Source organism: Bacillus cereus group sp. Bce019, from assembly GCF_051781745.1.
GTDB classification, from domain to species: Bacteria; Bacillota; Bacilli; order Bacillales; family Bacillaceae_G; genus Bacillus_A; species Bacillus_A cereus.
On sequence record NZ_JBPWJX010000015.1, the window covers coordinates 35,768 to 59,044 of the forward strand.

The following is a 23,277-nucleotide window of genomic DNA, read 5'->3' on the forward strand; positions in this document are numbered from 1 at the left end:
AGTCCTCCTTTCAAAATTTTGTGGAATATATCCTTATCTAGTAAGATATGTTACTTGATCTAAAAAGAATGAAGAAAGATTTTTAACAAGATAGTTATTTTAATAAAAACCGGAAAATGAGGGGGAGTTAAAGGAGAAGAACCCTTTATATAAAGGGTTCTTCTGGTGATTTAATCTATCAATTACATTCGTGGTAATATTCATCACATGAATCGTTATTATCGTTACAGCATATACAGAATGTTTTTTGAACAAATAAACTAACTATACTAGTAGAACCTTCTTGCTTTGTAAGAGTAAGACTTTGAAAATCTTCAACTTGAAATATTTTTGTTTGAACAGATTGTAATGTAGTAGTAATTGGTACGTTAGATCTTCTTGTTAGAATAGTTACTTGAACGGGTGCACTCATACCGACAACGAATAACTGAATTAATGTTTTATTATGATTGTTTGTAAAATCCTCAAATACAGTTTGTGGAGCGGTGGTTTCAAGGAAAACAGATACAGGTATATTTCCATTTGCATTTTCTGCAGAACCAGCTATCGTATGAGTTTCAATAAAACAGTTGTTTTTTTGATTGTTGGAATGCGGTTGATTTTTATAATATTTTTTGCCATCTTTATAAAAGTAATCAGCCATATGAATTTAAAGCTCCCTTCTTTTAGATATCTATATAGTCTATTTAATAAAGTGAAGTAGTGCTTGTACGAAATAATAAAATCCGCTCTCGTAATTATCTGAAAATGTTATTTAGAAATTAAAGAGCGCCATTCAAGGCGCTCTCGGATAAAAAATAATATTGAAAAAGAATACCACATTATATTTTATGCATGTTCTTAATAAATGTGCAGTTTTTAACAAAATCCTTATTTGAAAACAAGAAGCCCTAGATTTAGGGCTCTAGGGCTTCTTGTTTTGGTATTCTCACATGGTTTTTCAAAAAGAATAGCATATTGAAGATAACATGTGAATGTTTCATAAATGTATCAAAAAAGTGAACAAAATTGCTATTGCAGAAGAAGCGGAAATGAAGTTTCTAATACGTAAGTACGTGAAAGGTATTATTTCCAGTGGATAAAATGCGCATGGGACACCTAATCATTATTTTATCGGGGGAAAAGAATATGTTATGAACTTGGTAGAATGAAAAAATGAAAATAAACAAAAACAAAAACGTTATTTTGTACAACAAAGCAGCTAGCTGAAGTAGCTAACTGCTTGCTGTAAATACTATTCCACATGAATACGCAAATTGTAACCACAAGTTACAGTTATAGTATAAACAGATTTAAAAATGTTATGTATGAAAGAAAACTAAACAAAAATTTCATTTTATAGTAATGCAAAAAGAGTACATATTCGATATGTACTCTTGAAAAAAGGAATGTGATGAAACATAACACTATAACATATGCTTGCCTTATTTAAAAGTGTAAGGAATATAACAAAATGGTTATTTTGTTATATAAAAAACATGCACAAAAATTGTGCATGTATAGTAAAAGCTATGTCTTGTCTATGTAAATATATGTTTAGTTTATATAAATCGTGTGTATGTTTGAACGAAATGGTTATTTGCAAATGTAAAGAGCGCTTTTTAAGGCGCTCCATGGCCAAAACTAAAATTGAAAAAGAATACCACATTATATTTTATGTATGTTCTTAATACATGTGCAAATCTTTCTTTTGCACAACAAAGCAGCTAGTTAATAAAACTAACTGCTTGTTGTACAAAAGAAACGCTGCGCTTACAGAAATAGTTTGTAACATTAAGTTACAAAAATAGTATGAACAGGGTTAAAAATGTTATTCAGAAGTGAAAGAAAAAAATAAAAAAGAGCACCATGCATAAGTGCTCTTTAAGATAGGAGGTAACACTTTGAGCTGGATGTTTAGGTTAAAATTATATGATGTAGAAAAGGAATAAGACCTAAAACTTATTTTTAACTAAATACAAAAAAGCAGCTAGCATAGGCTAACTGCTATAAGAACATTACATCTACGAATTTAAGGAGTATAAATATTTCGTGAGTTTTGTATAGTATGGACAAAAATATCAAGTTTATGTAATGAAAATTAAAATAGAGCAGTCATTTGCATTAACTGCTCCATTCGATACAACCTGGGTAAGAAGCAGATTGTATTGTGGTTATTATTGACGGAATGTTTCATAAATGTATCAAAAAAGTGAACAAAATCGTTATTTTAATTAGTTCAGCCCCTTGAAGGGCACTCCAAGGGGCTAAGATTCGAGAACTTGTAAACTTTTGTTTAATTACATGAAAACTCCCTAAGGAGAATCTATGATATTTTAACACTCAACTAACTATTTTGACAAATATATATTGATAAAAGAAACCCCGATTGTCCGCGGGGCTTCTAAGGGTAAGTGCCAAGTAATGACGTACTCGACTAATTAACCATATCATGAATTTTTTGGTAAAAATACTGGTAAATCCGTCCAATTGTATGATCGTTAATTTGAACAAAAACGCTATTTTGTAGAGCTTTAATTCCATGGGAAAAGAGAGGAATAATATCATATGAATTTATTTTTAAATGTGTTTAAAATCGTATAAAAACTTCATTTTGCACAACAAAGCAGCCAGCTTAATTAGCTAACTGATTGTTGTACAAAAGAAAATTAGGCCCTACAAGTAAATGATATGTAACTTTAAGTTACAACTATATTATAAGCAGAATTAAACATGTTATGCGGTAGTAAAAATAAGCTTAATCAAACTTTCATTTTGTATTAAGTTGGAATATAAAAAGAGCACTTAGTAAAGTGCTCTCGTGACGAGTCTCATTTTATAACGACTATTTTATAAAGAAAGGAACTCTGGATATTATATGTGCGCCAGTCAATTGAGTACCTTGTACAAATAAAGAGCAGCTAGCAAAAACTAACTGCTCATATAAGGAAATCGGAGAAAGATAACCATGTGTCTACAGTATTGACGGAATATAGGTTTTTATTCGTGAAGAACTACGATTAACTTAATGCATAGCCCACAATCAAAGTGAGTGTTAAAAACACTGATAATAACAGTGTTAGTAGAACTGTTACTATGCTTCTAAGCATTGATATCCAATTATTCACTTTAGAGAATCCTTTAATACCAGCAAAAAAAGTTCCTATTGAAAAAATGAGTACGAAAAATAAAGGGTGAAAATAAACGGCGTTTATAAAAGATGCATTTATTTCAGGTGTACATACTTCAAGATATAAAAGAAAAAAAGCAATGCAAACGAATGAAAAAATAAAGGACCATAGATTTATATTATGTTTCATAGGTTGCTCCTTTGTTATCGGAATATTTCTATTAAATTTTAATGGAAAATATAAGAAAAAGATAGTGTTTATAAAAATGTGAAAAGCAAGCTCGTATGAGTTTGCTTTTCCTTTGTTCAATAATTTTTAATAAAAGAATAGTTTGGTGAGAAATAAAGTGCATAATAATAGTGAAGGTGAAACATACAATTTAAAAGCAAATGAAGCCTATGCATATGTGAAGTGAAAAAGAGAGTTACCAATAGGTAACTCTCTTTTTTTAACTTCAACGAAATTTAATACCTTACCTTATGTTATCATCATTCTCAAATCTACCCCTGGTATAAGAAATACAAGGGTAGATAAATTTAGTAATTTATATTGCATTAACAAATAATCTTTCTCTAAGGATTAGCCTTCTAATTTTCTTATTTCGTTTAGTGTCAAACCCATATCATCTATATGTCCATACATAGCTTTTAAACTTGAATCAACCTTTTCATTATCTTTTTCATCTAAACCTACAAATATTTGTTCTATGCATATTTCAATTATTTTAACATCGTCTCTTAGTTGCACTTTGAAATAATCGTACGCTTTAGGTGGGTCAAGTTCTTTTAACTTCCTAAGTTCTCCCTTGACTACTTCAAATTGTTTCTTTAACTCCACTTGATTTGTTTTTAATGTTTGATCCTTTGCAAATATCGGTTTTGTAGCTTGCAGCTCCTTTGAAAACTGATTAACAAGTGTCTCCATCTTTTCTTGATACTGTGTTATCGTAATAGGGCTATGGACATCTGTTATGGGCTCTTTCTCTTTATTTTCTTGTTCTTTGATTCCTGGTTCTTTAACTATTTTCTTCTCTAATTCATCTTTTTCTTTGCGTAGTTTATCTACTTCTTTATTTGAGGTCTCTAAAGCCTTTTTATTAGATTCCGCTTCAGCTACTTGTAAACTATCAGCCTTTTTCTTTTCTATATCGTCTTTTGAACAATCTACTCCACTAATTAGCAAAATTGGTAATGCTACTGATAACACTTTATGTTTCATTACTAGTCCTCCAATGACTTATTCTTTATCCTGTTTCCTTCTTAGTTGTACCTAGCGCGTTTTTATAATTTTTTATTTAATTCCTAATTTAAAGAACAAACTATCCAAAATAACATGATTTATATGACTATGTATACTCTTTTCGGAAAATATTGTAATTAATTAACATATGAAACTATAACAAAAATTATATAAATAATATATCTAAATTTATCGTCATCACAATGGTGCTTGTCTTTAGATTTCCACCAATCATCACAACAATGATTTTTCTTAGAACTCCAGCAATCATTATTCCAGGACATTCTTTTATACCTCCCTTCAATTAGGGTTAGTATTATTCTATGTTTTAGTAAAAAAACTGCTTGTTTATTAACCTATTATTATACTTTTATATGATAGAGAGCTTTCTACTAGATATAGAATTCATAAAAACTATGCTAATTTTCAAGGGAGAGTGGATAGAACTACTGATTATGAAATTAATCAACACACACTTATCAAAGAAAACATTCTAATTTAAAATAATTTCTTATTTTGGAGTATACTATCTTGAATGTATATCTCAAAATTGAATAGGTAAAAGATTTTATGTAACAACAAATAAAACTTCAGTATATGTAAAGCGATTTTTTACGAATATATAGCTTGATAAAATATAAAAATCTTCATTTGGTAACCATGTTCATATCGTGACATCCAAAATTTAATTCAAGATAACTCATGTAATAAAGACTTCATAATTTTACCGAATTTGCGAGATACGTTGAAAACAGATTTTGTACCTCTCTAAAAATGTTAAATTTCTGAATTTTCAATAAAAATGATTAGTTTATACTAACTTAATGATAATGATTAAAGAGACTACTATAGAACCCAAACATTAATAGAAGAAAGACATATACAGGTATTATGAGTTTGAAAATTTTATAAACTCTAAAATCTTATAAAAAGAGGAGCATAAAACATGAGCGAACAATGTCCAATTAATGTACCATGTCAGGTAGCGGGACAAACCCAAACACCATTAAGTGATGAGACTGCAACACCAATTGTTACTCCAGGAGCACCCATTGTAAAGATTCCAGTTGTATTAGCTGAAAGAACGCTTCAAATTGTTGTAGAGTCAGATATTTCATTAGAGCCTCCAGCAGTCGAAATTAAACGCATCTTAAAAAACGTATTTTTAACACAATGTAAGTTAGTGCCTGTAGCATTCGTGCCAGTACCAGGTACACCTTACCGACGAGTTACAAGAGCAAAATTATTTGTACAAGGCTATATTCGTAAAAATATTGAATATGCAAATGACGAGTGTAATGGAGTTCTATATGATCGTATTGCAAATGTTCCATTTTCTGGTTTTGCAGATCTGACAGAAGGTGATTTTCTATCATTAGCTTTAGTAGCTTCTTCTTCGGACACTACTTCTCATTTTATAAATCCTAAAAACGGTGATTTACCACGTCTAGACAAATATTTCTTTGAAAATGCAGTTTTTTATAACGAACAACCATATTGTGAATTAGTAAGCGCTCAATTTTTTGAATTAGACTTTTCACCTTGTCCTACAGACCTAAACGAACCATTTGATACGCTTCGTGAAAAAATTGTACTAGATCTTACTTTAAAAGTTTTACAAGTACAACAAGTACAAGTAGCACCATAAAAATAAAAAGAAATTGTCTTTGTTAAAAAGACAATTTCTTTTTTATTTGTATACAACATATATAATGATGAAATGGTCACATACAAAAAACAAATTTTTTGAATTTCATCAGACGGGGGGATGGTGATGAAAAATCCATGGATTGGTAAGGGAATATGGGATGAAATTTACAAGTATAAAATGAATATACAAGATAATTCACACGAAAACAGAGGGGAAAAAGAAGAAGTACCACCTGAATTAAAGGGAGAAGATGTAGCATCAAAATTAGAGAAAGAAGGTAAAGCGTCTGGATCACAAATAGGGCCTTTAATACGCTCACTGGTGGTCAAAACTCCATTTTCTATTTTTTCAGAAGTAACTAGTTTTAAAATATTTCCAAAAATAAATGTTAAAAATCAAGAAGCATTTGTATTTAGGAATGAAAAAGGTGTAGAAGGGCGTGAATTAGATTGTAAGTTATTAACTACAGTGCAACAATATCATTCGGATAGTTATTGTAAATTAGTTTCTTTAAATCTTCATGAGAAGAGAATTCATTTTGAATTATATAACCCAAAAAATAAAGGAAATAAAGAAGAGAATAAGGTAGAGGCATCTTCATGGATTCCTATTCACAGTATAATATTAGAGAGTGAAAATGGGGAAGACGTAAATAATTTTATTACAGCGAAACTACCAGTAGAAATAGGAAGATATAAAGGTGAAATTAGTTTACGAGAAAAGGTTGTATTTAAAGAAAAAGTCATAGGAATAAAAGAGGTTGAACAGGAGATTATTTTGACAAAAACCGAATTTTTAATACCAAAGGTAAAAAAGAATGGGCAAAATACACTTACAGTTGAAAAAGGGAGCTTATTGGTAGAAGGGTATATATATCAATGTATTGAATACATATCAGAACAAAGTACACTTCATGATAATGAGCATCAGTTAATACAAAATATTGTATTGGAGTTAATCATTCAAGTAATACAAGAACAAGAAGTACAAGTGCGAATTAAATAAAAATAATTATATTCCCTCGATTAGCTAATTATTTTTATTCGTAGTGTATCGATGGGTATTCTTTTGTAAATCATTCAGTGCTGCAAACTATTTGTTAAATGGTTTATCCTTGATAAATTCAATTTTACATTGTTACTAAATTGTATGAATCTCCTCTGGTTTAAGTTTTAAAAAAGTGCTAACAAGTTTGCAAACGATCTTACTAACACTTATACAGAATAGACATAAATTATCGCTGATATGTCGTTTTTAAAAATAGTCTTAATCAGTTAAATCACACTTATACGAAATGCTCATAAAAACCGTCTTAATATCAAGAATATAACATGTTAGGTCAAACAAACCTTGATATAACAATGTTTGTTTAACTTGCATTTATAAAATATTTACATTTTATAAATGCAAGTTATCCAAATCAACGTAATTATAAACATAAACATGATTAACACCAATCGTTTTACGTGACATTTGTATATTTTAAGTCTTTGATAAATAATACAATTTAAATTTTGCAGATCAGTAGAATGAGGAAATATGCTTAGAGTATTAGCGAAACCCAACCCTAATCAATTCTTCATCATTTATTTCAATTACGAATCTATATTCTTTGTCTAATAGCCAGTAATAAAAACTGACTGCATCAACGTCAACTAGTGATTGGAATACTTTATCAAGATTTGTACTTACTACAGGGATTTCATAGTTATCCCATATTATAAAAATCTGTTCGTTAAAATCTAGTTGGTTTGCTCTAATAAGGGAAATTAGTTGTTCTTTGTTCGAAGCTATGAATTGATTATCTATCTGTTCCCAATCTATTCTTCCCGAGCCAGTTATAGGAAATGAATTCATTAAAATAGTAGCAATCTGCTGGCTTTTTTCTTGGGGGAAAATGACAGTTTCGTTTCCTAGGGATTCAAGGCATTCATTAAACAAAGGGTTTGTATCATTTCTGTTTTTTGTTTTCAATGCTCTTAACTTTTGTCGCAATTTCCATTGTCTTGACGATCTATCATCCATTTTTAACATTCCTTATACAATTATTTAAAAATGAGTATAGCATATAAGGAAACTCTTTATGAAAAGGAACTTTTTAAATATAAATTAAACAAAAGCGTTATTTTAAGGACCATGATATATCATCAAGGGCTTTATAAGTATAACTATACATTCGGTAAAAGAGATATTTTGTATTGTATTTTTGTTTCCAGTTCATAATAATCACCCTTCATACAAATAGTTTAATTATATTATACAGTTATTAATGCGAATGTTAAGAAACCTTGATATGAATTAAGGTGAATTTAAACAAAATAGTTATTGTAATTAAAAAGCAGTTAACTTTCGCTTGCTGGGGGTTCTTTTTATGTAATTTAGATAAACAAACTAGCCATTAAAAATATAGCCCCTATCAAAATTAGAGAATCAACTAAAATTAAGAACTGTTTTTTCTAGGGTTTTCAAAATTCCTTTATTAATCTAAAAACTGCACTTATTCCGAAACAGATGTATAACAAAATCATTATTGTTTTTAATATTACTAATAATCCTAATATATTAATAATTTAATTATATAACGAAAAATATATCCATATAAGTTTTTAACAAAATACTTATTTTAGAGAAAGGGATTGTCTAAAATAAGTATTAAATAAAATAAATGAAGATATATATGCAGGCGAAGAAAATGCTACAAATTATTAAACCAACAAAAGCAAACGTTTTAGCTGTACCTTTCGGAGAAAAAATAGCTAAAACGTTTGAGATAGGTATCAAAATTAAAAAAGGACCGGCAAAATATAGATTGAAAAATAAGTGTCCAGTTAAAAACATTGAAATGAAACCAAAGTATTCTCTCATTGTGTTATCCCTTCTTAAAAAGTGAATTATGCAGATTATACCATTGAGAAAATGAATCAAAATGATTATGTAATAAAATTTTTATTTGGGGTAAATGGAATTGTTATAAATGTATTTCAGCTAGCCCCAAACATAGCCCTGATGATAGTAGCAATAATAATGGAAAAGAAGGGGGAGAAAATACTTACAAGTATAAAAACTATAATAGCAAAATTCCTTCCTATACCTTTTGGAGCAAAAATAATTAAAACTAGTGATACAAATATTAAATAAATTAAATTACTATCACTATAAAAATTGAAAAATACGATAATAGTTAGCAAAATTGAAATGAAACCGAAGTACTTTCTCATTACTTTAGCCTTTCTTGAAAAAATAAATAATACAGATTATACCATAAATGAATAAGATTGAAGTGGAATTTTAACAAAAGCGTTATTTTATTAGAAAAGTATGATTGTATGAAATAACATGTATGAAAGAAGAGGCGTTAGCAAAAATATACCTTAACGAAATCGGCTTTATTTTTCAGCAAAGTATTCTTCTTAAGTGACTCATGTTGTAAAGGTAGCAGCGAAAACAGAAAGAGTTCTTTTTTTGGCAGACTGAGAAATTGTTAGTGAAATACGGATGGGGAAATATGAACATGATTATTTGAAAGTACGGGAAGAGAAATTGTTAAAATGGCAAGATGTACTTGGATTTTAAAGGAAAAAACTCCTATTGAATATAGGAGTTTTTTCTTTGTTTGAAAGTTCGAAAAGATATATAATAATTTTCTGACTATTAATTTATGGAGGGGTATTAATGAAAACTGAAACGTTACACACACAAGAAGACATTTTAAAAATGCTTGATTCATTATTAAGACCTGCAGAACCATTTTGGAATGAGTTTTATGAGAATAGAGAAAAGGATGTTCCGTTTTTTGAAAATGTTCCAGATGAGAATCTAGTTTCGTATATACAAAAAGAGAGAGTTTCAAAAGGGAAGGTATTAGAACTTGGATGTGGTCCAGGTAGAAATGCCATTTATTTAGCGACTCAAGGATTTGATGTAACAGCAGTGGATTTATCTGTAGAAGGCATTAATTGGGCTAAAGAAAGGGCATTGGCAAAAGGGGTAGCAATTCATTTTATTTGTGATTCAATTTTTAATTTAGAGGTTCAAAACGAATTTGATTTTGTATACGATTCGGGCTGTTTGCATCACATTCCACCGCATAGAAGAATAAATTATGTGGATTTAATTAAAAACTCATTAAAATCGGGTGGTTATTTCGGATTAACATGTTTTGCGGCAGGCGATTTAGATGAGCGAAATGGATCGGAAATAACAGATTGGGATGTATATAGAGGATGGAGTCTACAAGGTGGTCTTGCATACTCGGAAGAAAAGTTAAGAGAGATATTTAAAGAATTTGAGGTAATTGAGATTAGAAGGATGAAACAAATGAAACAACCGAAAGAAATGTTTGGAGAATCATTTCTTTGGACAGCATTATTTAAGAAGAAATAATAAAGTAGATAATTGACAAACTCATCGTTTTTATAGACAATACACTTATAGGAATGTACGTTCGGTTTTTTGCCGACTTATGTTTTACATAAATATATAACAAGGGGCTGTCTCCATATGAGTAACACAAATCAAAAAATTACTACGTTTTTAATGTTTGAAGGCAAAGCTGAGGAAGCAATGAATTTTTATACGTCGCTATTTGATCAATCGGAAATTGTAAGTATTTCTCGCTACGATGAAAATGGACCTGGTAAAGAGGGAACTGTAATTCATGCAACTTTTACGCTAAATGGCCAAGAGTTTATGTGTATTGATAGTTATGTAAATCATAATTTTACATTCACTCCAGCTATGTCTCTTTATGTAACTTGTGAGACAGAAGAAGAAATTGATACGGTCTTTCATAAACTAGCGCAGGATGGAGCAATTCTTATGCCTTTAGGTTCTTATCCGTTTAGTAAAAAGTTTGGCTGGTTAAATGATAAGTATGGTGTATCTTGGCAGTTAACTCTTGCTGAATAAAAAAGAAAAAGCGTAGCTTATTTTTGTTTGTAAAAGATGTTCATCTTGTATGGAATGAAGTTTCTAGGGTTTTAAAGAATAAAGGTATTCTTATTGCTGGATTTACAAATCCGTTACTATGGGTTTTTGATGATAACCAAGAGCAAAAAGGTATTCTTGATGTTAAACATTCAATTCCTTCATCAACATTGGATTATTTACCAGAGGATGAAGTTCAAGATTACATCGATTCAAATCAAACAATAGAATATGCGCATACTTTAGAAGACCAAATCCAAGGCCAAATTGAAGCTGGTTTTGCTATAACAGGTTTTTATGAGGATGATTTTGGTGGAACAAGGATATTAGATAAGCATATTAAAACATTTATTGCGACAAAAGCTATAAAGTTAAAGATGGATTAAGAATTTTTGCTTGTCGCACGGGGCGTTAGTCGAAGAACGCTCTTAAAATAGAAAAGGATGGTGCTTTCCATCCTTTTCCTTATGTATTTTGAGTGTCGAAACTATTCTCAAAACAAGTTTTACACTACCAATTGTATAATTAGGTTATGCTTTTATATTAAGAATTTTGCTGACCAAATCTTTTCCCGAGTTTAGCTAACAATTCAGGTTGATCGCTTTGGCTCATTATAACTTCAATAAAGATAAGTTGATTCTTATTAAAAGTTATATTTGTTAAGACTTCTGCTAATTCTGCTTCATTTTCTACTTTAAATGTTAGACTTTTTTCTTCTGACCCAAATACCATTGATAGTTTATTGTAATCCCACATTTGTATATCATTATAAGGTTGGTTTTGGCCGTGAATGGTACGTTCAACGGTGTATCCGTTGTTATTGATTAAAAATATAATTGGTTTTAAATTTTGACGTAATATAGTTGATAACTCTTGGGCAGTTACTTGGAAAGAACCATCACCAATAATTAAAATGTTGCGCCGTGATAAATTGGCGAGCTGTGTACCAAGTAGAGCGGGCAGTGTATATCCGATAGATCCCCATAACGGTTGTCCTACATATGCAGTGTTATTAGGTAGAGGGATAGCAGAACTACCAAAGAAAGGTGTTCCTTGCTCTACAATTAAGACGTCGTTTTCTTGTAAGAAATGGTACATTTGCTGCCAAAAACGTTTTTGTGTGACCATTTGTGCTTTTGGAATGAACTCTTCAGTAAAAGGTGAGGATTCTAAAATAAATGGCTTAACGTCAAGGGTATCTTTATTACGATGCTCAATTGAATCACTTAAATGTTGTAAAACATCCTGCATTACAACTGGACCGTATTTTTTATCCATAATTTTCACAGTGTAGGGATGGATTTCTATAACTTGTTCTTTTGTAAAACCTTGTGTGAAGCCGCCTGTAATAGTATCAGTTAACTTCACACCAATACTAATAATACAATCCACTTTAACTTTTCATGTGCTACCACATCATCTAAAAAGGCAAGATTATAATCACCAGGAACCCCAAATATATGTTCAATTCCTAATTCATGTAGTCTATCCAATAAATATGTACTTACAGTATATTGTTTTTTCAAATGAATCATCTCCTAATTGTGCAATGAATGTTTCAATAGACTAAATAAGTTCTAATGCGTTGATTAAAATATTCATTACTAGATTGTGGTATAATTTACATACAGGGGGAAAGTAGATGACACAACATAAAGAAGAACAGATGAATGAGGCATTAGCATTATTTTATTTTGCATATAAAACATTTACTGAAAAGCCAGATGAAATTATAAAAGAATATGGCATTCAACGAGTACATCATCGAATTTTATTTTTTATCGCACGTTTTCCAGGGATAAGTGTAAATGAGTTATTATCACTATTAGAAATAAGTAAACAAGCTCTCCACGGACCGTTACGTCAACTTGTGGAAAAGGGCTTAATTGAGAGTAATGAAGCTATGCATGATCGACGTGTGAAACAGTTGTCTTTAACAGAAAAAGGTACAGATTTAGAGAAAAAACTGAGTGATGTACAAAGACAACAAATGGGTGCTATTTTTTCAAAATTTGGTGAATCATGTGAGGACAATTGGCACCAAGTTATGAATGAAATGGCAAATAGCCGATCAGGTTTTGATGCTTGGATATCCAAACGTGAAATACCAGTCGATCAAAAATAATGAAAAAACTTCTGTTTTTATCGTTTGAAAAAGAACAAATTTTATCCATACATTTAGCAACTATGATTTGGTCATAGAGTGAATGGATAAAAAGATACATTACTAGATACTTTATACGTGTACGCAATGGAACAATAAAATTCACATTTCCGGAAGGGGAATTATAATGATAAAACTTGTACTTATTCGTCACGGACAAAGCTTATGGAATCTTGAAAATCGCTTTACTGGATGGACAGATGTTGATCTATCAGAGAATGGATTAAGTGAAGCGAGAGAAGCAGGAGCAATATTAAAGAAAAACGGATATACTTTTGATGTGGCTTATACATCAGTATTAAAACGCGCAATTCGGACGTTATGGATTGTACTTCATGAGATGGATCTTACTTGGGTTCCAATACATAAATCTTGGAAGCTAAATGAAAGACATTATGGTGCATTGCAAGGGCTGAATAAAGATGAAACTGCACAAAAATATGGTGAGGAGCAAGTTCATATTTGGAGAAGAAGTGTTGATGTAAGACCACCGGCTCTTACTGAAGACGATCCTCGATATGAAGCGACCGATCCAAGATATAAAACACTCAAAAAAGGTGAATTTCCATTAACTGAATGTTTAGAGGATACGGAGAAGAGAGTACTTGCTTATTGGCATTCAGAAATTGCGCCGACATTAAAAAGTGGTAATAAAGTAATTATTTCATCACACGGTAACACAATTCGCTCGCTAGTAAAATATTTAGACAACCTTTCAAGTGATGGTGTAGTTTCATTAAATATTCCCACTAGCATTCCGCTTGTTTATGAATTAGACGAAAACTTACGTCCGATTCGTCATTATTATTTAAGTATGGATGGAGAAGTACCTGAAGGGGAAATTCCGAAACATATTTCTTTTTAATACGAAAATTTGAAATGAATGCTTGTCTACATATACAATATAGACTCATGGTAAAGTGAAATTTTAATCAGTGGGGTTCTTATTTCCCACAAATAACAGGATAAAAGACGTGGTACTTTCTAATATATATGCGATGTAGCTAATTTTAGAAGCTTGTCCACGTCTTTTGTCATAAAGAGAGCAGCTTGCGCATGTAATGATATCGTGAGTAGTTTTTGAATGGAGGGTGATGTGATTAATGATCTCTAACATTCGAATTGGCTTATTTGTTTTAGCGATTGTCTTTGTAGTCCTTGTTTTCTTTTATTGGAAAAATGAGGAGTTGTACGAGGAGAAAAAGCAACGTATTAGAAAGACTTGGTATGGTTTGTTTATCATATCTGTCACTGTGTATTTCATGATAAAAGGAATTGATTTAACCCTCTGGAAAAATCTTTTAATGTTTACTGCAATGGCTATTTTTGTTGATATTGCGTTCATTTTAACACCTAATATTTCTGAAATATGGGGTGCGAAATTTAGCGATATTGGCAAGACAGTTCAATCAATAAAACGATCATTAATTGCATCTAAAGCGAGAGGGGAAATATACACGACAATTATTCAAAATGTTAATCCAGCAGTATTCGGTACGATGGAATGGCATACGGAAGAGGAATATACAAAGAGCTTAAATGCATTTTTAGATTCATATGGGGAAAAGATTGGCGCGAAAATTGTTGTTTTTGAAGCCGCGAAGGAATTAAATACAAACTTTCGTGGTATTCGCTCGCAATTTAGTATTATCGTTCCGTTAGAACATATCGAGCAATTGAATGAGCAGAAAGCGGTGCAAGTAGAAAATGTCGGGATTATACCAGCAAAAATAGTAAGTGACGTTTTCATTGTTATTGATGGAAACAAAAATAACCTGCAAGATCGGGATTTTGAAAATGTATATAATTTAACAATACATCATAGTTATTTTAGTAAATAAGGACAGAATCTTTTTCTGTCCTTTTCTTCTATACATAAATTAAAAACAAAATCCGACAAAGTTGAATAAAATTGGACAATCATTCCTACACTAGCATGTAGAGGTGATTGTAGTGGTAAAAGATTATGACAATGATTTTTTTAAAGAAGGTAACGAAGATACAACAGATTTCTCTTTAATAAAAGGGGATACGTTGCAGCAAGTAGAAGAATTAGAAGAAGAATTAAAAAGAAAATCATAAGTGTACACTCTTTCTACATTTGCTATATAATATAAATAAAAGGTTGTATCTTTTTGAAAAGGGGGAGAAGAGATGGCTGAAGTCAATGTGCAAAAGTCTTCGTTTTTTAAAGAAAAAAAAGAAGAATCCAATACAGATTTCTCTCTTGTGAAAGGTGCATTAACGGAGAATATAAATCGGTTAGAGAAACTAATGAATAATGGTAGTTCAAAATATATACAGGTGAAAAGAACAAAAGAAAATGCATAGAGCATTTTCTTTTCTTTTGTTTTTTTATTTAATAGTAAACTTATCTTTTACTTTTTCAGGTAAATCTGCTTTCTGAATCTCTTCATAGGACTTTACTTCAATTGATGATATTTCATTTTTGCTATTATCATCTTGATCTACATAAAGGCGTAAAAACGCGTCTTCATTTAATTTATGGTCGTTTTCTTTTTTTGTACTTCTAAATGTAATTTGTTTTTTGACACCATCTTCATCATATGCGGGCAGCGTATAGTTTCGTAAGTTTCTATCATCTACATTTTCGATAGTTTCTTCGTCTTTTATCTGTATGTAATATACATCTTTACCAATTCTATTTAGTAATGCTCTCTCACAGCTAATAGTAAAACTAGAAAGTAATAAACATAGTGTAATAATTACTGGGAATTTTTTCATTTCTTTATCTCCTTCAAAGTATTTCTTTAAAAATTATAGGACTATTATTTAATAAGAAAAGTCGATATAGATTACAACACCCTTACAATGGTGTAAGGGTGTTGTAAATAAAATGAACAATAAAAGTAAAAAGAAAGGTAAAATAATGAATCATGGTATAATGATATAAGACTTACATATCATTTTGTCATTTGGAGAGGAGCTTGAAAAATGTATTCTACTTTAGAACAATTAACAAAGCACCCTGTATTTTATCATTTTGCAGAAATTTCAAAGATTCCTAGAGGATCAGGTAATGAAAAGGAAATTAGTGATTATTTAGTGGGCTTTGCAAAAGAGCGTAACTTAGAAGTCATTCAAGATGAAGCATTAAATGTCATTATTAAAAAAGAAGCAACAGCTGGTTATGAAAATGTACCAGCTATTATTATCCAAGGTCATATGGATATGGTTTGCGAAAAAAATCAAGCAACAGTACATGATTTTGAAAAAGATCCAATTGAATTACGAATCATTGGGGACATGTTATATGCAAATCAAACAACTTTAGGTGCTGATAATGGTATTGCAGTTGCGTATGCATTAGCTTTATTAGATTCAAAAGAGATTCCGCATCCAGCACTTGAAGTCGTTATCACTACTGAAGAAGAAACGACAATGGGCGGGGCTTTTGCTATTGATCCGAATCATTTTGAAGGAAAGATATTTATAAATATTGATTCTGAAGAAGATCATAAATTACTTGTAAGTAGTGCAGGTGGTGCGAAAGCTGTTGCAACAATTCCCGTAATTTGGGATGAAACGCCAGCGAATATGGATGCATACCGTCTATATGTTGGCGGTCTAAAAGGCGGACATTCTGGTATGGAAATTGATAAACAACGCGGTAATGCGAACAAAGTATTAGGACGAGTATTACGTGATTTATCAGCACATACGGAGTTAAACATAAGTGAAGTTCACGGCGGATTAAAAACGAATGCAATTCCGCGTGAAAGTGTAGCTACAATTTTAATTCGTACAGAAGATGTAGGACAAGTAGAAGAAAAACTAGAATCATGGACACGTGTATTACAAGAAGAAATGCGTGCTGTTGATCCAGATGTTCATGTTACACTGACAAAATTGGATGAAAAAGTTGAAAAAGTATTTGCTAAAGAGACACAAAAGCAGCTTATTTCATCATTATTCTTAATTCCAAATGGCATTCAAAGTATGAGCATGGATATTAAAGGTCTTGTAGAAAGCTCAACGAATTTAGGCGTTATTGAAACATTGCGAGATGAAATTAAATTACGTAACGAAGTGCGAAGTTCTGTAAGTAGTTTAAAACAACATGTTGCAGAAGAAATAAAATATATTGCTGAATTAGTTGGTGCTACATTTGAAATAGAGTCAGAGTATCCAGAATGGCCATACAATCCAAACTCACAAATTCGTAATTTATTTGAAAAAGTGCATCAAGAAAAATACAATAAAGAAATTGAAATCTTCGCTGTGCATGCGGGGATTGAGTGTAGCGCATTCGTTCAAAAAATGCCTGAATTAGATGCAATTTCATTCGGACCAGACATTTTTAACGTCCACACTCCAGATGAACATATCAGTATCTCTTCTGTAGTGAATAACTGGGGATTCTTCATTGATGTAATGAAGGGTACAAAAGAATTAGCTAAGTAATAACGACGAAATAAAAAGGAGCCTATAAAAATTTATAGGCTCCTTTTTTGTATTGGAATTTATCCCGCTATTTGCAGAGCAGCCCGATTGGTTTAACTAACAATCAGTGGGGGATGAATAAAACCACTACTGATCAAAGTTTCACTTTATGAGAAGTCATTTTTCGTTAGTATGTAATATTAAGCTTGAACAATTAATAAGGATGAATTGTTGATGTTTTTTAGTACTGATGAAGGGGTGGAGAAATGAAGGGAAGAAAGCATTTTATTGTTTGTATGTTTTTATTGTTCTTCACATTTAGTTTTATTGGTGTTCAGAAAATAATAGCAGAAGAAGTTGAATTTACAGGAACAACAGCTCCATTGAATGTAAATGTTAGAGAGGCAAAAAGTTTGAATGCAAATATTGTAGATGTGATTCCCGGAAATACAACAGTATCTTTTAAAGGATGGGAGTATGGTGAAGCGGTTAAAGATTACTGGACAGGAAATTTAGATAATCGTTGGTTTTATTATTTTAAAGATGGAAAAAAAGTATATGTAACGTCAGCGTATATTAATGGAAATCCTCCAAATACATCAATAGATCGTAAATTATTTGTACCTAACATATTACAAGAAAGGTCAAATTGGTGTTGGGCAGGCACTTCGGTTTCAGTTTTAAATTATTTTGGGAAAACTCCTTCACAAGATCAGTACGTTAGGTATGTTAAGGGTGGATCATATAATAATCCTGCAACTTCACGTGAAATACAATATGGATTATCCGGATATGGGGTTAGCTCAGCTATAAGTTCTGGAGCAAAATCTTATGATTGGTTCAAAAGTCAAATTAATAGTAATCAGCCGATGATTGCACTCATTATGTGGCAAAATGGAGCTAACATCGGACACTTTCTAGTACTTGATGGGTTTTATAAAGGGACAACTGGAACAGATTATATAACGTACATGGACCCTTGGTATGGTGATCATTATAATCATAATTTCAGTACGTTCCATAACAATAATAATTTTTGGTGGAGTGAAACTGTTTATAATATCCATGCAAACTAATAATATTAAAAGCGGGGGTTCATAAATGGGAAAACTACTTAAGCTTGTGATACCGTGCATGTGTTTAATGACCGTTATTATTTTCGCTAGTAAAATTAGTTATGCATCAAAAAATAAAAGTGAATCAGTACAATCGATCGCATTAAAAGATTATCAATATAGTAAGGGAAGTTCTTCTGAAAATTTAAGTTTTGAAAAAATAACAACATCTCCATTTTCGTTACCAATCTATGCAACAATTCCAGCACAGCAAATTTTAAATAGCTCTGAATTTAAGAATTTACTATTACCAACAAATGAAAAGCTGTGGTTTATTATGAAGGGTGAGCAGCCAGAAGGACTAATTGTTGCGAATGATACTGAACCGATTCGAACGGGCGGAGAAAATAGAAGTAAAGATTTATATGGATTATATACAGCAATAAAGAATAATACAAATGAAACAAAAGATATTAGTTATTTCGAATTTGAAGGGCAAGGAATATTGGTAGTAAATCAAAATAATGATCAAGAAATATACCTTAGTAAAGGTGCCGCTGCCATATTAAAACTTCCTACTGGTCAAAAAGTATTGAGCAGTGAAGTATTACAGAAAATGAAAGAGAGAATTGTAACTGGTTTGAATAGTGGTAATGTCTGATTCTTTTTTGTGTTTATACAGGGTTGAATAGGGAACAGGATCAATGGTAGCATTAGGGCATCTTTACTGTTTGAAACCTAATAGTGTATATAAAAAGGTTAGAGAAGTTAATTCTCTAACCTTTTTATATTAATGTATGAAATTTAAAAAGTGATGGAGTAAACCAAATAATAAAAATTTGTCTGCTCTTCTATTTTTATTTGCAATTTAAACTCGTTATATTCCGCTATCTATTGTACAACCTTTTTACATAGCTGAATTTTTTTATTTGAAAATAAGGGTGCATCTATAAAACCATAATGATAAACTAAAATACCTAATTCCACTCTAGAATTAATATGCCATTTTTCTTTAATATGATTAATTATCGTTGAAATTCTTCGAGGGGTAATATATATTTTTTTGGAAATTTCTGCATCTGTATATCCTTTTGCTACATAAATAGCTACTTCTAACTCTCTTTCGGTCAACATTCTTTTCATAAAATACGCTCCTTCGAAATTATTTATATAAAAATCAAAAGAAACTATTAAAAGAAATAAAGGTAAAAAATCATATTTATTTTAATCAGGCTATTTGCGGATAGTAAGACTCCCACCTCAAAATTTAGATGTGGCAAAGAAGTCGAACTCCCTGTAAAAGCCTGCCTGGAGTGGACTAATAATCAGTGGGGGGATAAAACTCCCATTAATTATTAGTGAACCATATTTTAATAATTTCTCGTATTGTAATACAAGTTTGTAAAAGAAACTATAAATCCATATAATTAGTAATTGTAACTATATTAATTTTACATTACATTAAAAGTTGGGAAATATTCTTATACTCATAAAGTGTTACATTTGAGGGAGGAAAGATGGAATTCTACAATCTTGGTATTATTATTAAAGAACTTAGAAAGAAAAAAAACATGTCACAATCTGAATTATGTCATGGAATATGTTCACAAAGTCAAATTAGTAAGATAGAAAAAGGTATTATTTATCCATCTAGCATATTGTTGTATCAATTATCTGAAAGACTTGGTATTGATCCAAATTATATATTCGCACTAACCAAAAATAAAAAAATAAAATATATTGAAAATGTAAAATGTGTAATGAGAGATTGTGTGAAACAAAAACAATATAATGAGCTTTACGAAATAGTAAAAAAAGAGAAAGATGAGAATAATTTTCAATCAAAAGAAGATAAACAATTTCTATTATGGCATGAAGCGATTGCTATATATTATGTAAATGGAGCAACAAGTAATGCGTTTGACATTTTAAATAGAGCACTAAAACAAACCTTAAGTAGTAGTAACTTTTTATCAGAAAAAGAAATAAGCATAATGAATTCAATTGCTATAATACATGCAGAAAATGAAGAGTATGAGAAAAGTATAAATATATCAAAACAAAGTTTAATTAATTTTAATAAGATAGAATTTCCTAGAGAAAAAGAAATCAAATTAAGACTCATTCATACGTTAACAAAATGTTTACACCTTGCAAATCAATATGAAGAAGCAATAAAGTATAGTGAAATAGGTATAAAATTAGCGATAAATATGAATACTTTATACTTATTAGGTGAATTATTTTTTGAAAAAGGTGCAATTTTATTGAAAGTTCAGCACTCTAATGAAGTTGGTTTAACAGACATAAAAAAAGCATTATTTATATTTGAACTAACTGAAAGAAAACAATATATAAAAATGATCAAGGAAAAATATATTAAAAATCAAGAATAAACAAGAAAGAATTCTAACATAAACTATTCCTAATTGTTATTTTTTTCTAAAAAAAGTACTGTAATACGAACTATTCCTAATTGTTGTTTATTGCTAAAATAAATACCGTAATATTAGATAAATATAAAGGGTGGCATTTTATGAAATCAAGAGGAATTACTCGTAAAGCAGATAGCATGGGGCGTATTGTTATTCCAATGGAAATAAGACGGAGTTTAGGAATTGTAGAAAAAGATTCTCTTGAAATGTTTATAGAAGAGGACCAGATTATTTTACGAAAATATCAATCTCCAAGAGCTTGTGCACTTACAGGGGATATTTCAGACAGCAATATTTCGTTAGCGAATGGGAAGATTATTGTAAGTCCAAACGGGATGGAACTGTTAATAAAGAAGTTACAGCAATATCTTTTAAAATAAAGTGAAACTTTAATCAGGGGGAGTTTTGTTCATCCCCACTGATTATCAGCCCTCACCAATCTTGCTTTTATGGGCAGCCCGAACCCCCACCTAACTTCTTTGCTTCCGCTGTATTTTAAGGTAGGGGTCTTACTGCCCGGCAAATAGCGGGGTAAAAGGTAAGTAAGAACTTTAAAATAGAATATACTTGAAAAAAATTCCTCTATCAATTTAGGGGGGTTTTTTATTGTTATCAATAAAATTGAGGGGCCGTAGTTCGTTCAATGGAATACGAATTACTTCATAAATAGTCTGACTATTTTTTATAAAAAAACTATTCATTTACATTTTTTGGTTTCGTGTTATATTTTTAATGTTAACATAGTTGTATTGAAAATTCTGATTTTAAAATTAGGAAAACTTTAGAAAATGAAAGAGATTTTTAAATTAAATTTACCAATTCAATAGAGGTTCGTCGGGGAAATGTACCTAAGAAGAAATCTCTTATAATCCACGTTTTTTATTTGTAAATCGGTAGTTCTAATAGCTCTGACGAAAAGCGAAGGAGCAAAAAAGAAATGGATAGTTTGTTTAATAGAAGATAGGGTATAAAAAATAAAACAACGGAGGTTTTATAATGAATAAAGGAATACTGCAGATTACAGAAATTGAAGAGATTAGCATTCCTAATGTATTGAAGGATAAAATGAAGAATCTGATAGAAAATGAATTGAAAACTCATAATCCTTATACTTGTGATCAAGAAATAGCAGCATATTTTTCAAAAGAGTGGCTTAATTGTTTGATTGACTATTCAAAGAAAAATCCGAATTCAGATATGAAAAACCTACTACATATAATAAAAATAGCGAATTGTGGTGGAAACGTACCACCTACTCTTATTAAAAATACTCCATGTGATCCTATGGAAACACTATTACCTGGGGAAAATCGCAGAGGTTTTAATTATGGCGAAGACGAACACGATAGAATGAAAAAATATTTTTATGCAGAATGGGTCACATGGCTTTTTGCCACACTTTTTAATTATGATGCTTTAATTCACCCATCCGAACATGCAGGGAAAAATAGATTTCATCTCATTTCACCTTTAAACAACGATGAAGTTTTGCGAAATGTCGGTGCAAGCACCGGTGGCGGGAACTTTTATCAACATAACGATGCCACAGTGTATACAGATATGAAAGACCAATCAGATATTGAAGCAAGATTGAAAACATTCAATACGAATTTAGAAATTGTATCAAATAGACTTAATAAATCCGTGAAACGAATAGTGTCTGAAATTACTTGTGGCAAATTTACTAGAGTTGATGCTCTTTTATTAAAAGGAGTGTTAAATTTAAAAACTCAAACTCATATTGGAACCCCAAAATTACTTCAAAAGCATCTTGAAGAAAATTTCTTCAGTAAAGATGACATATTGGCGGTAAGTAAAATGCCTATTGCTCATATCGCAGGAATGGCTGATGGTGAAATATCGGGATTTGTAGGAGAAATAAACCAAATTATATTTTTAGATGATAATGGTGATATTATTGCAACTTGTTTGAATGGAGCGGAAAATAGATTAATTTATGTGGGAGAAAGTGAAGAAGAAAAATTGAAATTTGACATGTTTTTAGAACTCTTACGAACAACGCCTACTTATAAGGTTCCACTTACATCTGAAGATTTATTACTTATACCAAATTCATACTATGGTAAACAAACAAATGTAACTCATGGTAGGGAAAGGTTATCTGAGGAAGAATATAAAATCCCGATTGGAAACAATAAATATGGAAGAAGAATTGTTTGCAGACAATACGTTTCCAGTCGATTACGTGATCAAAAAGAAAGTTACTTTACAGATTTAATTAACTAGTTTAAAGAGAGGAGGGACGATGGGGAGGTTTGGGTTATAATAGCTC

Annotated in this window: 24 protein-coding genes and 3 pseudogenes; 19 read left to right on the top strand and 8 right to left on the bottom strand. The window is 30.7% G+C overall.

Features of this window, described 5'->3' with window-relative positions; genetic code table 11:
- Positions 1-178: 178 nt before the first annotated feature.
- From ACS2QP_RS19100 to ACS2QP_RS19110, 3 genes are all read right to left on the bottom strand, one after another.
- A complete protein-coding gene (locus tag ACS2QP_RS19100; RefSeq protein WP_326265023.1) occupies positions 179-643 on the bottom strand; it encodes an exosporium protein D in 465 nt (154 codons plus the stop codon).
- A gap of 2,356 nt (positions 644-2,999) precedes the next feature.
- Complete coding sequence (locus ACS2QP_RS19105) at positions 3,000-3,299, bottom strand: hypothetical protein (RefSeq protein WP_000682209.1); 300 nt, start codon at positions 3,297-3,299, stop codon at positions 3,000-3,002.
- A 390-nt stretch (positions 3,300-3,689) separates the two neighbouring features.
- Entirely contained in the window at positions 3,690-4,328 is a 639-nt protein-coding gene (locus ACS2QP_RS19110) for a hypothetical protein (RefSeq protein WP_088338931.1), read from the bottom strand.
- A 967-nt stretch (positions 4,329-5,295) separates the two neighbouring features.
- On the opposite strand from ACS2QP_RS19110, the gene ACS2QP_RS19115 reads away from it, so the two are divergent.
- Complete coding sequence (locus ACS2QP_RS19115) at positions 5,296-5,997, top strand: CsxC family protein (protein WP_001294981.1); 702 nt, start codon at positions 5,296-5,298, stop codon at positions 5,995-5,997.
- A gap of 126 nt (positions 5,998-6,123) precedes the next feature.
- Positions 6,124-7,005 carry a BC_2427 family protein gene (locus ACS2QP_RS19120; protein ID WP_088338929.1) on the top strand — a complete coding sequence of 294 codons (882 nt, stop codon included), beginning with the start codon at positions 6,124-6,126 and terminating at the stop codon, positions 7,003-7,005.
- Positions 7,006-7,551: 546 nt separating this feature from the next.
- On the opposite strand, the gene ACS2QP_RS19125 is transcribed toward ACS2QP_RS19120, so the two are convergent.
- Complete coding sequence (locus ACS2QP_RS19125; protein WP_135277622.1) at positions 7,552-8,025, bottom strand: CDI toxin immunity protein; 474 nt, start codon at positions 8,023-8,025, stop codon at positions 7,552-7,554.
- 652 nt (positions 8,026-8,677) lie between these two features.
- Here ACS2QP_RS19125 and ACS2QP_RS19130 point away from each other — a divergent pair.
- The 6 genes and pseudogenes from ACS2QP_RS19130 to ACS2QP_RS19155 all read left to right on the top strand — a co-directional run.
- Complete coding sequence (locus ACS2QP_RS19130) at positions 8,678-8,890, top strand: hypothetical protein (RefSeq protein ID WP_153582516.1); 213 nt, start codon at positions 8,678-8,680, stop codon at positions 8,888-8,890.
- Positions 8,887-9,138, top strand: coding sequence for a hypothetical protein (locus ACS2QP_RS19135; protein WP_438882735.1), 252 nt, complete (start codon positions 8,887-8,889; stop codon positions 9,136-9,138). The genes ACS2QP_RS19130 and ACS2QP_RS19135 overlap by 4 nt, the downstream gene beginning before the upstream one ends.
- Before the next feature lie 276 nt (positions 9,139-9,414).
- Positions 9,415-9,573 (top strand): annotated as a pseudogene (locus ACS2QP_RS19140) (ABC transporter ATP-binding protein); the annotation flags it as partial.
- A 99-nt stretch (positions 9,574-9,672) separates the two neighbouring features.
- Positions 9,673-10,383 carry a class I SAM-dependent methyltransferase gene (locus ACS2QP_RS19145; protein ID WP_000846301.1) on the top strand — a complete coding sequence of 237 codons (711 nt, stop codon included), beginning with the start codon at positions 9,673-9,675 and terminating at the stop codon, positions 10,381-10,383.
- Positions 10,384-10,500: 117 nt separating this feature from the next.
- Positions 10,501-10,908, top strand: a complete 408-nt coding sequence (locus ACS2QP_RS19150; protein ID WP_000072493.1) for a VOC family protein — start codon at positions 10,501-10,503, stop codon at positions 10,906-10,908.
- 23 nt (positions 10,909-10,931) lie between these two features.
- A pseudogene (locus tag ACS2QP_RS19155) lies at positions 10,932-11,312 on the top strand (SAM-dependent methyltransferase); the annotation flags it as partial.
- Between the two features lie 157 nt (positions 11,313-11,469).
- Here the strand turns inward: ACS2QP_RS19155 and ACS2QP_RS19160 are convergent.
- Positions 11,470-12,315 (bottom strand): annotated as a pseudogene (locus ACS2QP_RS19160) (thiamine pyrophosphate-dependent enzyme); the annotation flags it as partial.
- Positions 12,291-12,461 (bottom strand): thiamine pyrophosphate-binding protein, encoded by a 171-nt coding sequence (locus ACS2QP_RS19165; RefSeq protein ID WP_438882736.1) that lies wholly within the window; start codon positions 12,459-12,461, stop codon positions 12,291-12,293. The gene ACS2QP_RS19165 and the pseudogene ACS2QP_RS19160, both read right to left, overlap by 25 nt.
- A 107-nt stretch (positions 12,462-12,568) precedes the next feature.
- Here ACS2QP_RS19165 and ACS2QP_RS19170 point away from each other — a divergent pair, with 107 nt between their 5' ends.
- The 5 genes from ACS2QP_RS19170 to spoIISB all read left to right on the top strand — a co-directional run bounded on the left by ACS2QP_RS19170 (position 12,569) and on the right by spoIISB (position 15,421).
- On the top strand, positions 12,569-13,051 hold the full coding sequence (locus ACS2QP_RS19170; protein ID WP_000191888.1) for a MarR family winged helix-turn-helix transcriptional regulator: 483 nt from the start codon (positions 12,569-12,571) through the stop codon (positions 13,049-13,051).
- A 166-nt stretch (positions 13,052-13,217) separates the two neighbouring features.
- Positions 13,218-13,955, top strand: coding sequence for a 2,3-diphosphoglycerate-dependent phosphoglycerate mutase (gene gpmA / locus ACS2QP_RS19175; RefSeq protein ID WP_000594152.1), 738 nt, complete (start codon positions 13,218-13,220; stop codon positions 13,953-13,955).
- A 238-nt stretch (positions 13,956-14,193) separates the two neighbouring features.
- Positions 14,194-14,931, top strand: a complete 738-nt coding sequence (locus tag ACS2QP_RS19180) for a type II toxin-antitoxin system SpoIISA family toxin (RefSeq protein ID WP_326265624.1) — start codon at positions 14,194-14,196, stop codon at positions 14,929-14,931.
- 112 nt (positions 14,932-15,043) lie between these two features.
- Positions 15,044-15,172, top strand: coding sequence for a hypothetical protein (locus ACS2QP_RS19185; protein ID WP_000237819.1), 129 nt, complete (start codon positions 15,044-15,046; stop codon positions 15,170-15,172).
- A gap of 72 nt (positions 15,173-15,244) precedes the next feature.
- Positions 15,245-15,421 carry a stage II sporulation protein SB gene (spoIISB, locus tag ACS2QP_RS19190; protein ID WP_326265623.1) on the top strand — a complete coding sequence of 59 codons (177 nt, stop codon included), beginning with the start codon at positions 15,245-15,247 and terminating at the stop codon, positions 15,419-15,421.
- 24 nt (positions 15,422-15,445) lie between these two features.
- Here spoIISB and ACS2QP_RS19195 read toward each other — a convergent pair whose 3' ends face one another.
- On the bottom strand, positions 15,446-15,835 hold the full coding sequence (locus tag ACS2QP_RS19195; protein WP_326265197.1) for a YxeA family protein: 390 nt from the start codon (positions 15,833-15,835) through the stop codon (positions 15,446-15,448).
- Between the two features lie 210 nt (positions 15,836-16,045).
- Between ACS2QP_RS19195 and pepD the strand changes: the two genes are divergently transcribed.
- From pepD to ACS2QP_RS19210, 3 genes are all read left to right on the top strand, one after another.
- Positions 16,046-17,515, top strand: a complete 1,470-nt coding sequence (pepD, locus tag ACS2QP_RS19200; protein WP_326265196.1) for a beta-Ala-His dipeptidase — start codon at positions 16,046-16,048, stop codon at positions 17,513-17,515.
- Positions 17,516-17,760: 245 nt separating this feature from the next.
- The gene (locus tag ACS2QP_RS19205; protein WP_326265269.1) at positions 17,761-18,570 is read left to right on the top strand and encodes a papain-like cysteine protease family protein; all 810 of its coding nucleotides are present in this window, start codon (positions 17,761-17,763) and stop codon (positions 18,568-18,570) included.
- 25 nt (positions 18,571-18,595) lie between these two features.
- Positions 18,596-19,210 carry a hypothetical protein gene (locus tag ACS2QP_RS19210; RefSeq protein WP_326265270.1) on the top strand — a complete coding sequence of 205 codons (615 nt, stop codon included), beginning with the start codon at positions 18,596-18,598 and terminating at the stop codon, positions 19,208-19,210.
- A 230-nt stretch (positions 19,211-19,440) separates the two neighbouring features.
- Here the strand turns inward: ACS2QP_RS19210 and ACS2QP_RS19215 are convergent, their stop codons facing one another.
- Positions 19,441-19,692 carry a response regulator transcription factor gene (locus ACS2QP_RS19215; protein ID WP_438882737.1) on the bottom strand — a complete coding sequence of 84 codons (252 nt, stop codon included), beginning with the start codon at positions 19,690-19,692 and terminating at the stop codon, positions 19,441-19,443.
- A gap of 374 nt (positions 19,693-20,066) precedes the next feature.
- On the opposite strand from ACS2QP_RS19215, the gene ACS2QP_RS19220 reads away from it, so the two are divergent.
- From ACS2QP_RS19220 to ACS2QP_RS19230, 3 genes are all read left to right on the top strand, one after another.
- Positions 20,067-20,945 carry a helix-turn-helix domain-containing protein gene (locus ACS2QP_RS19220; RefSeq protein ID WP_438882738.1) on the top strand — a complete coding sequence of 293 codons (879 nt, stop codon included), beginning with the start codon at positions 20,067-20,069 and terminating at the stop codon, positions 20,943-20,945.
- A gap of 140 nt (positions 20,946-21,085) precedes the next feature.
- Entirely contained in the window at positions 21,086-21,364 is a 279-nt protein-coding gene (locus ACS2QP_RS19225) for an AbrB/MazE/SpoVT family DNA-binding domain-containing protein (protein WP_000842216.1), read from the top strand.
- A gap of 616 nt (positions 21,365-21,980) precedes the next feature.
- Positions 21,981-23,231, top strand: coding sequence for a hypothetical protein (locus tag ACS2QP_RS19230; protein ID WP_098771904.1), 1,251 nt, complete (start codon positions 21,981-21,983; stop codon positions 23,229-23,231).
- Positions 23,232-23,277: the final 46 nt, after the last annotated feature.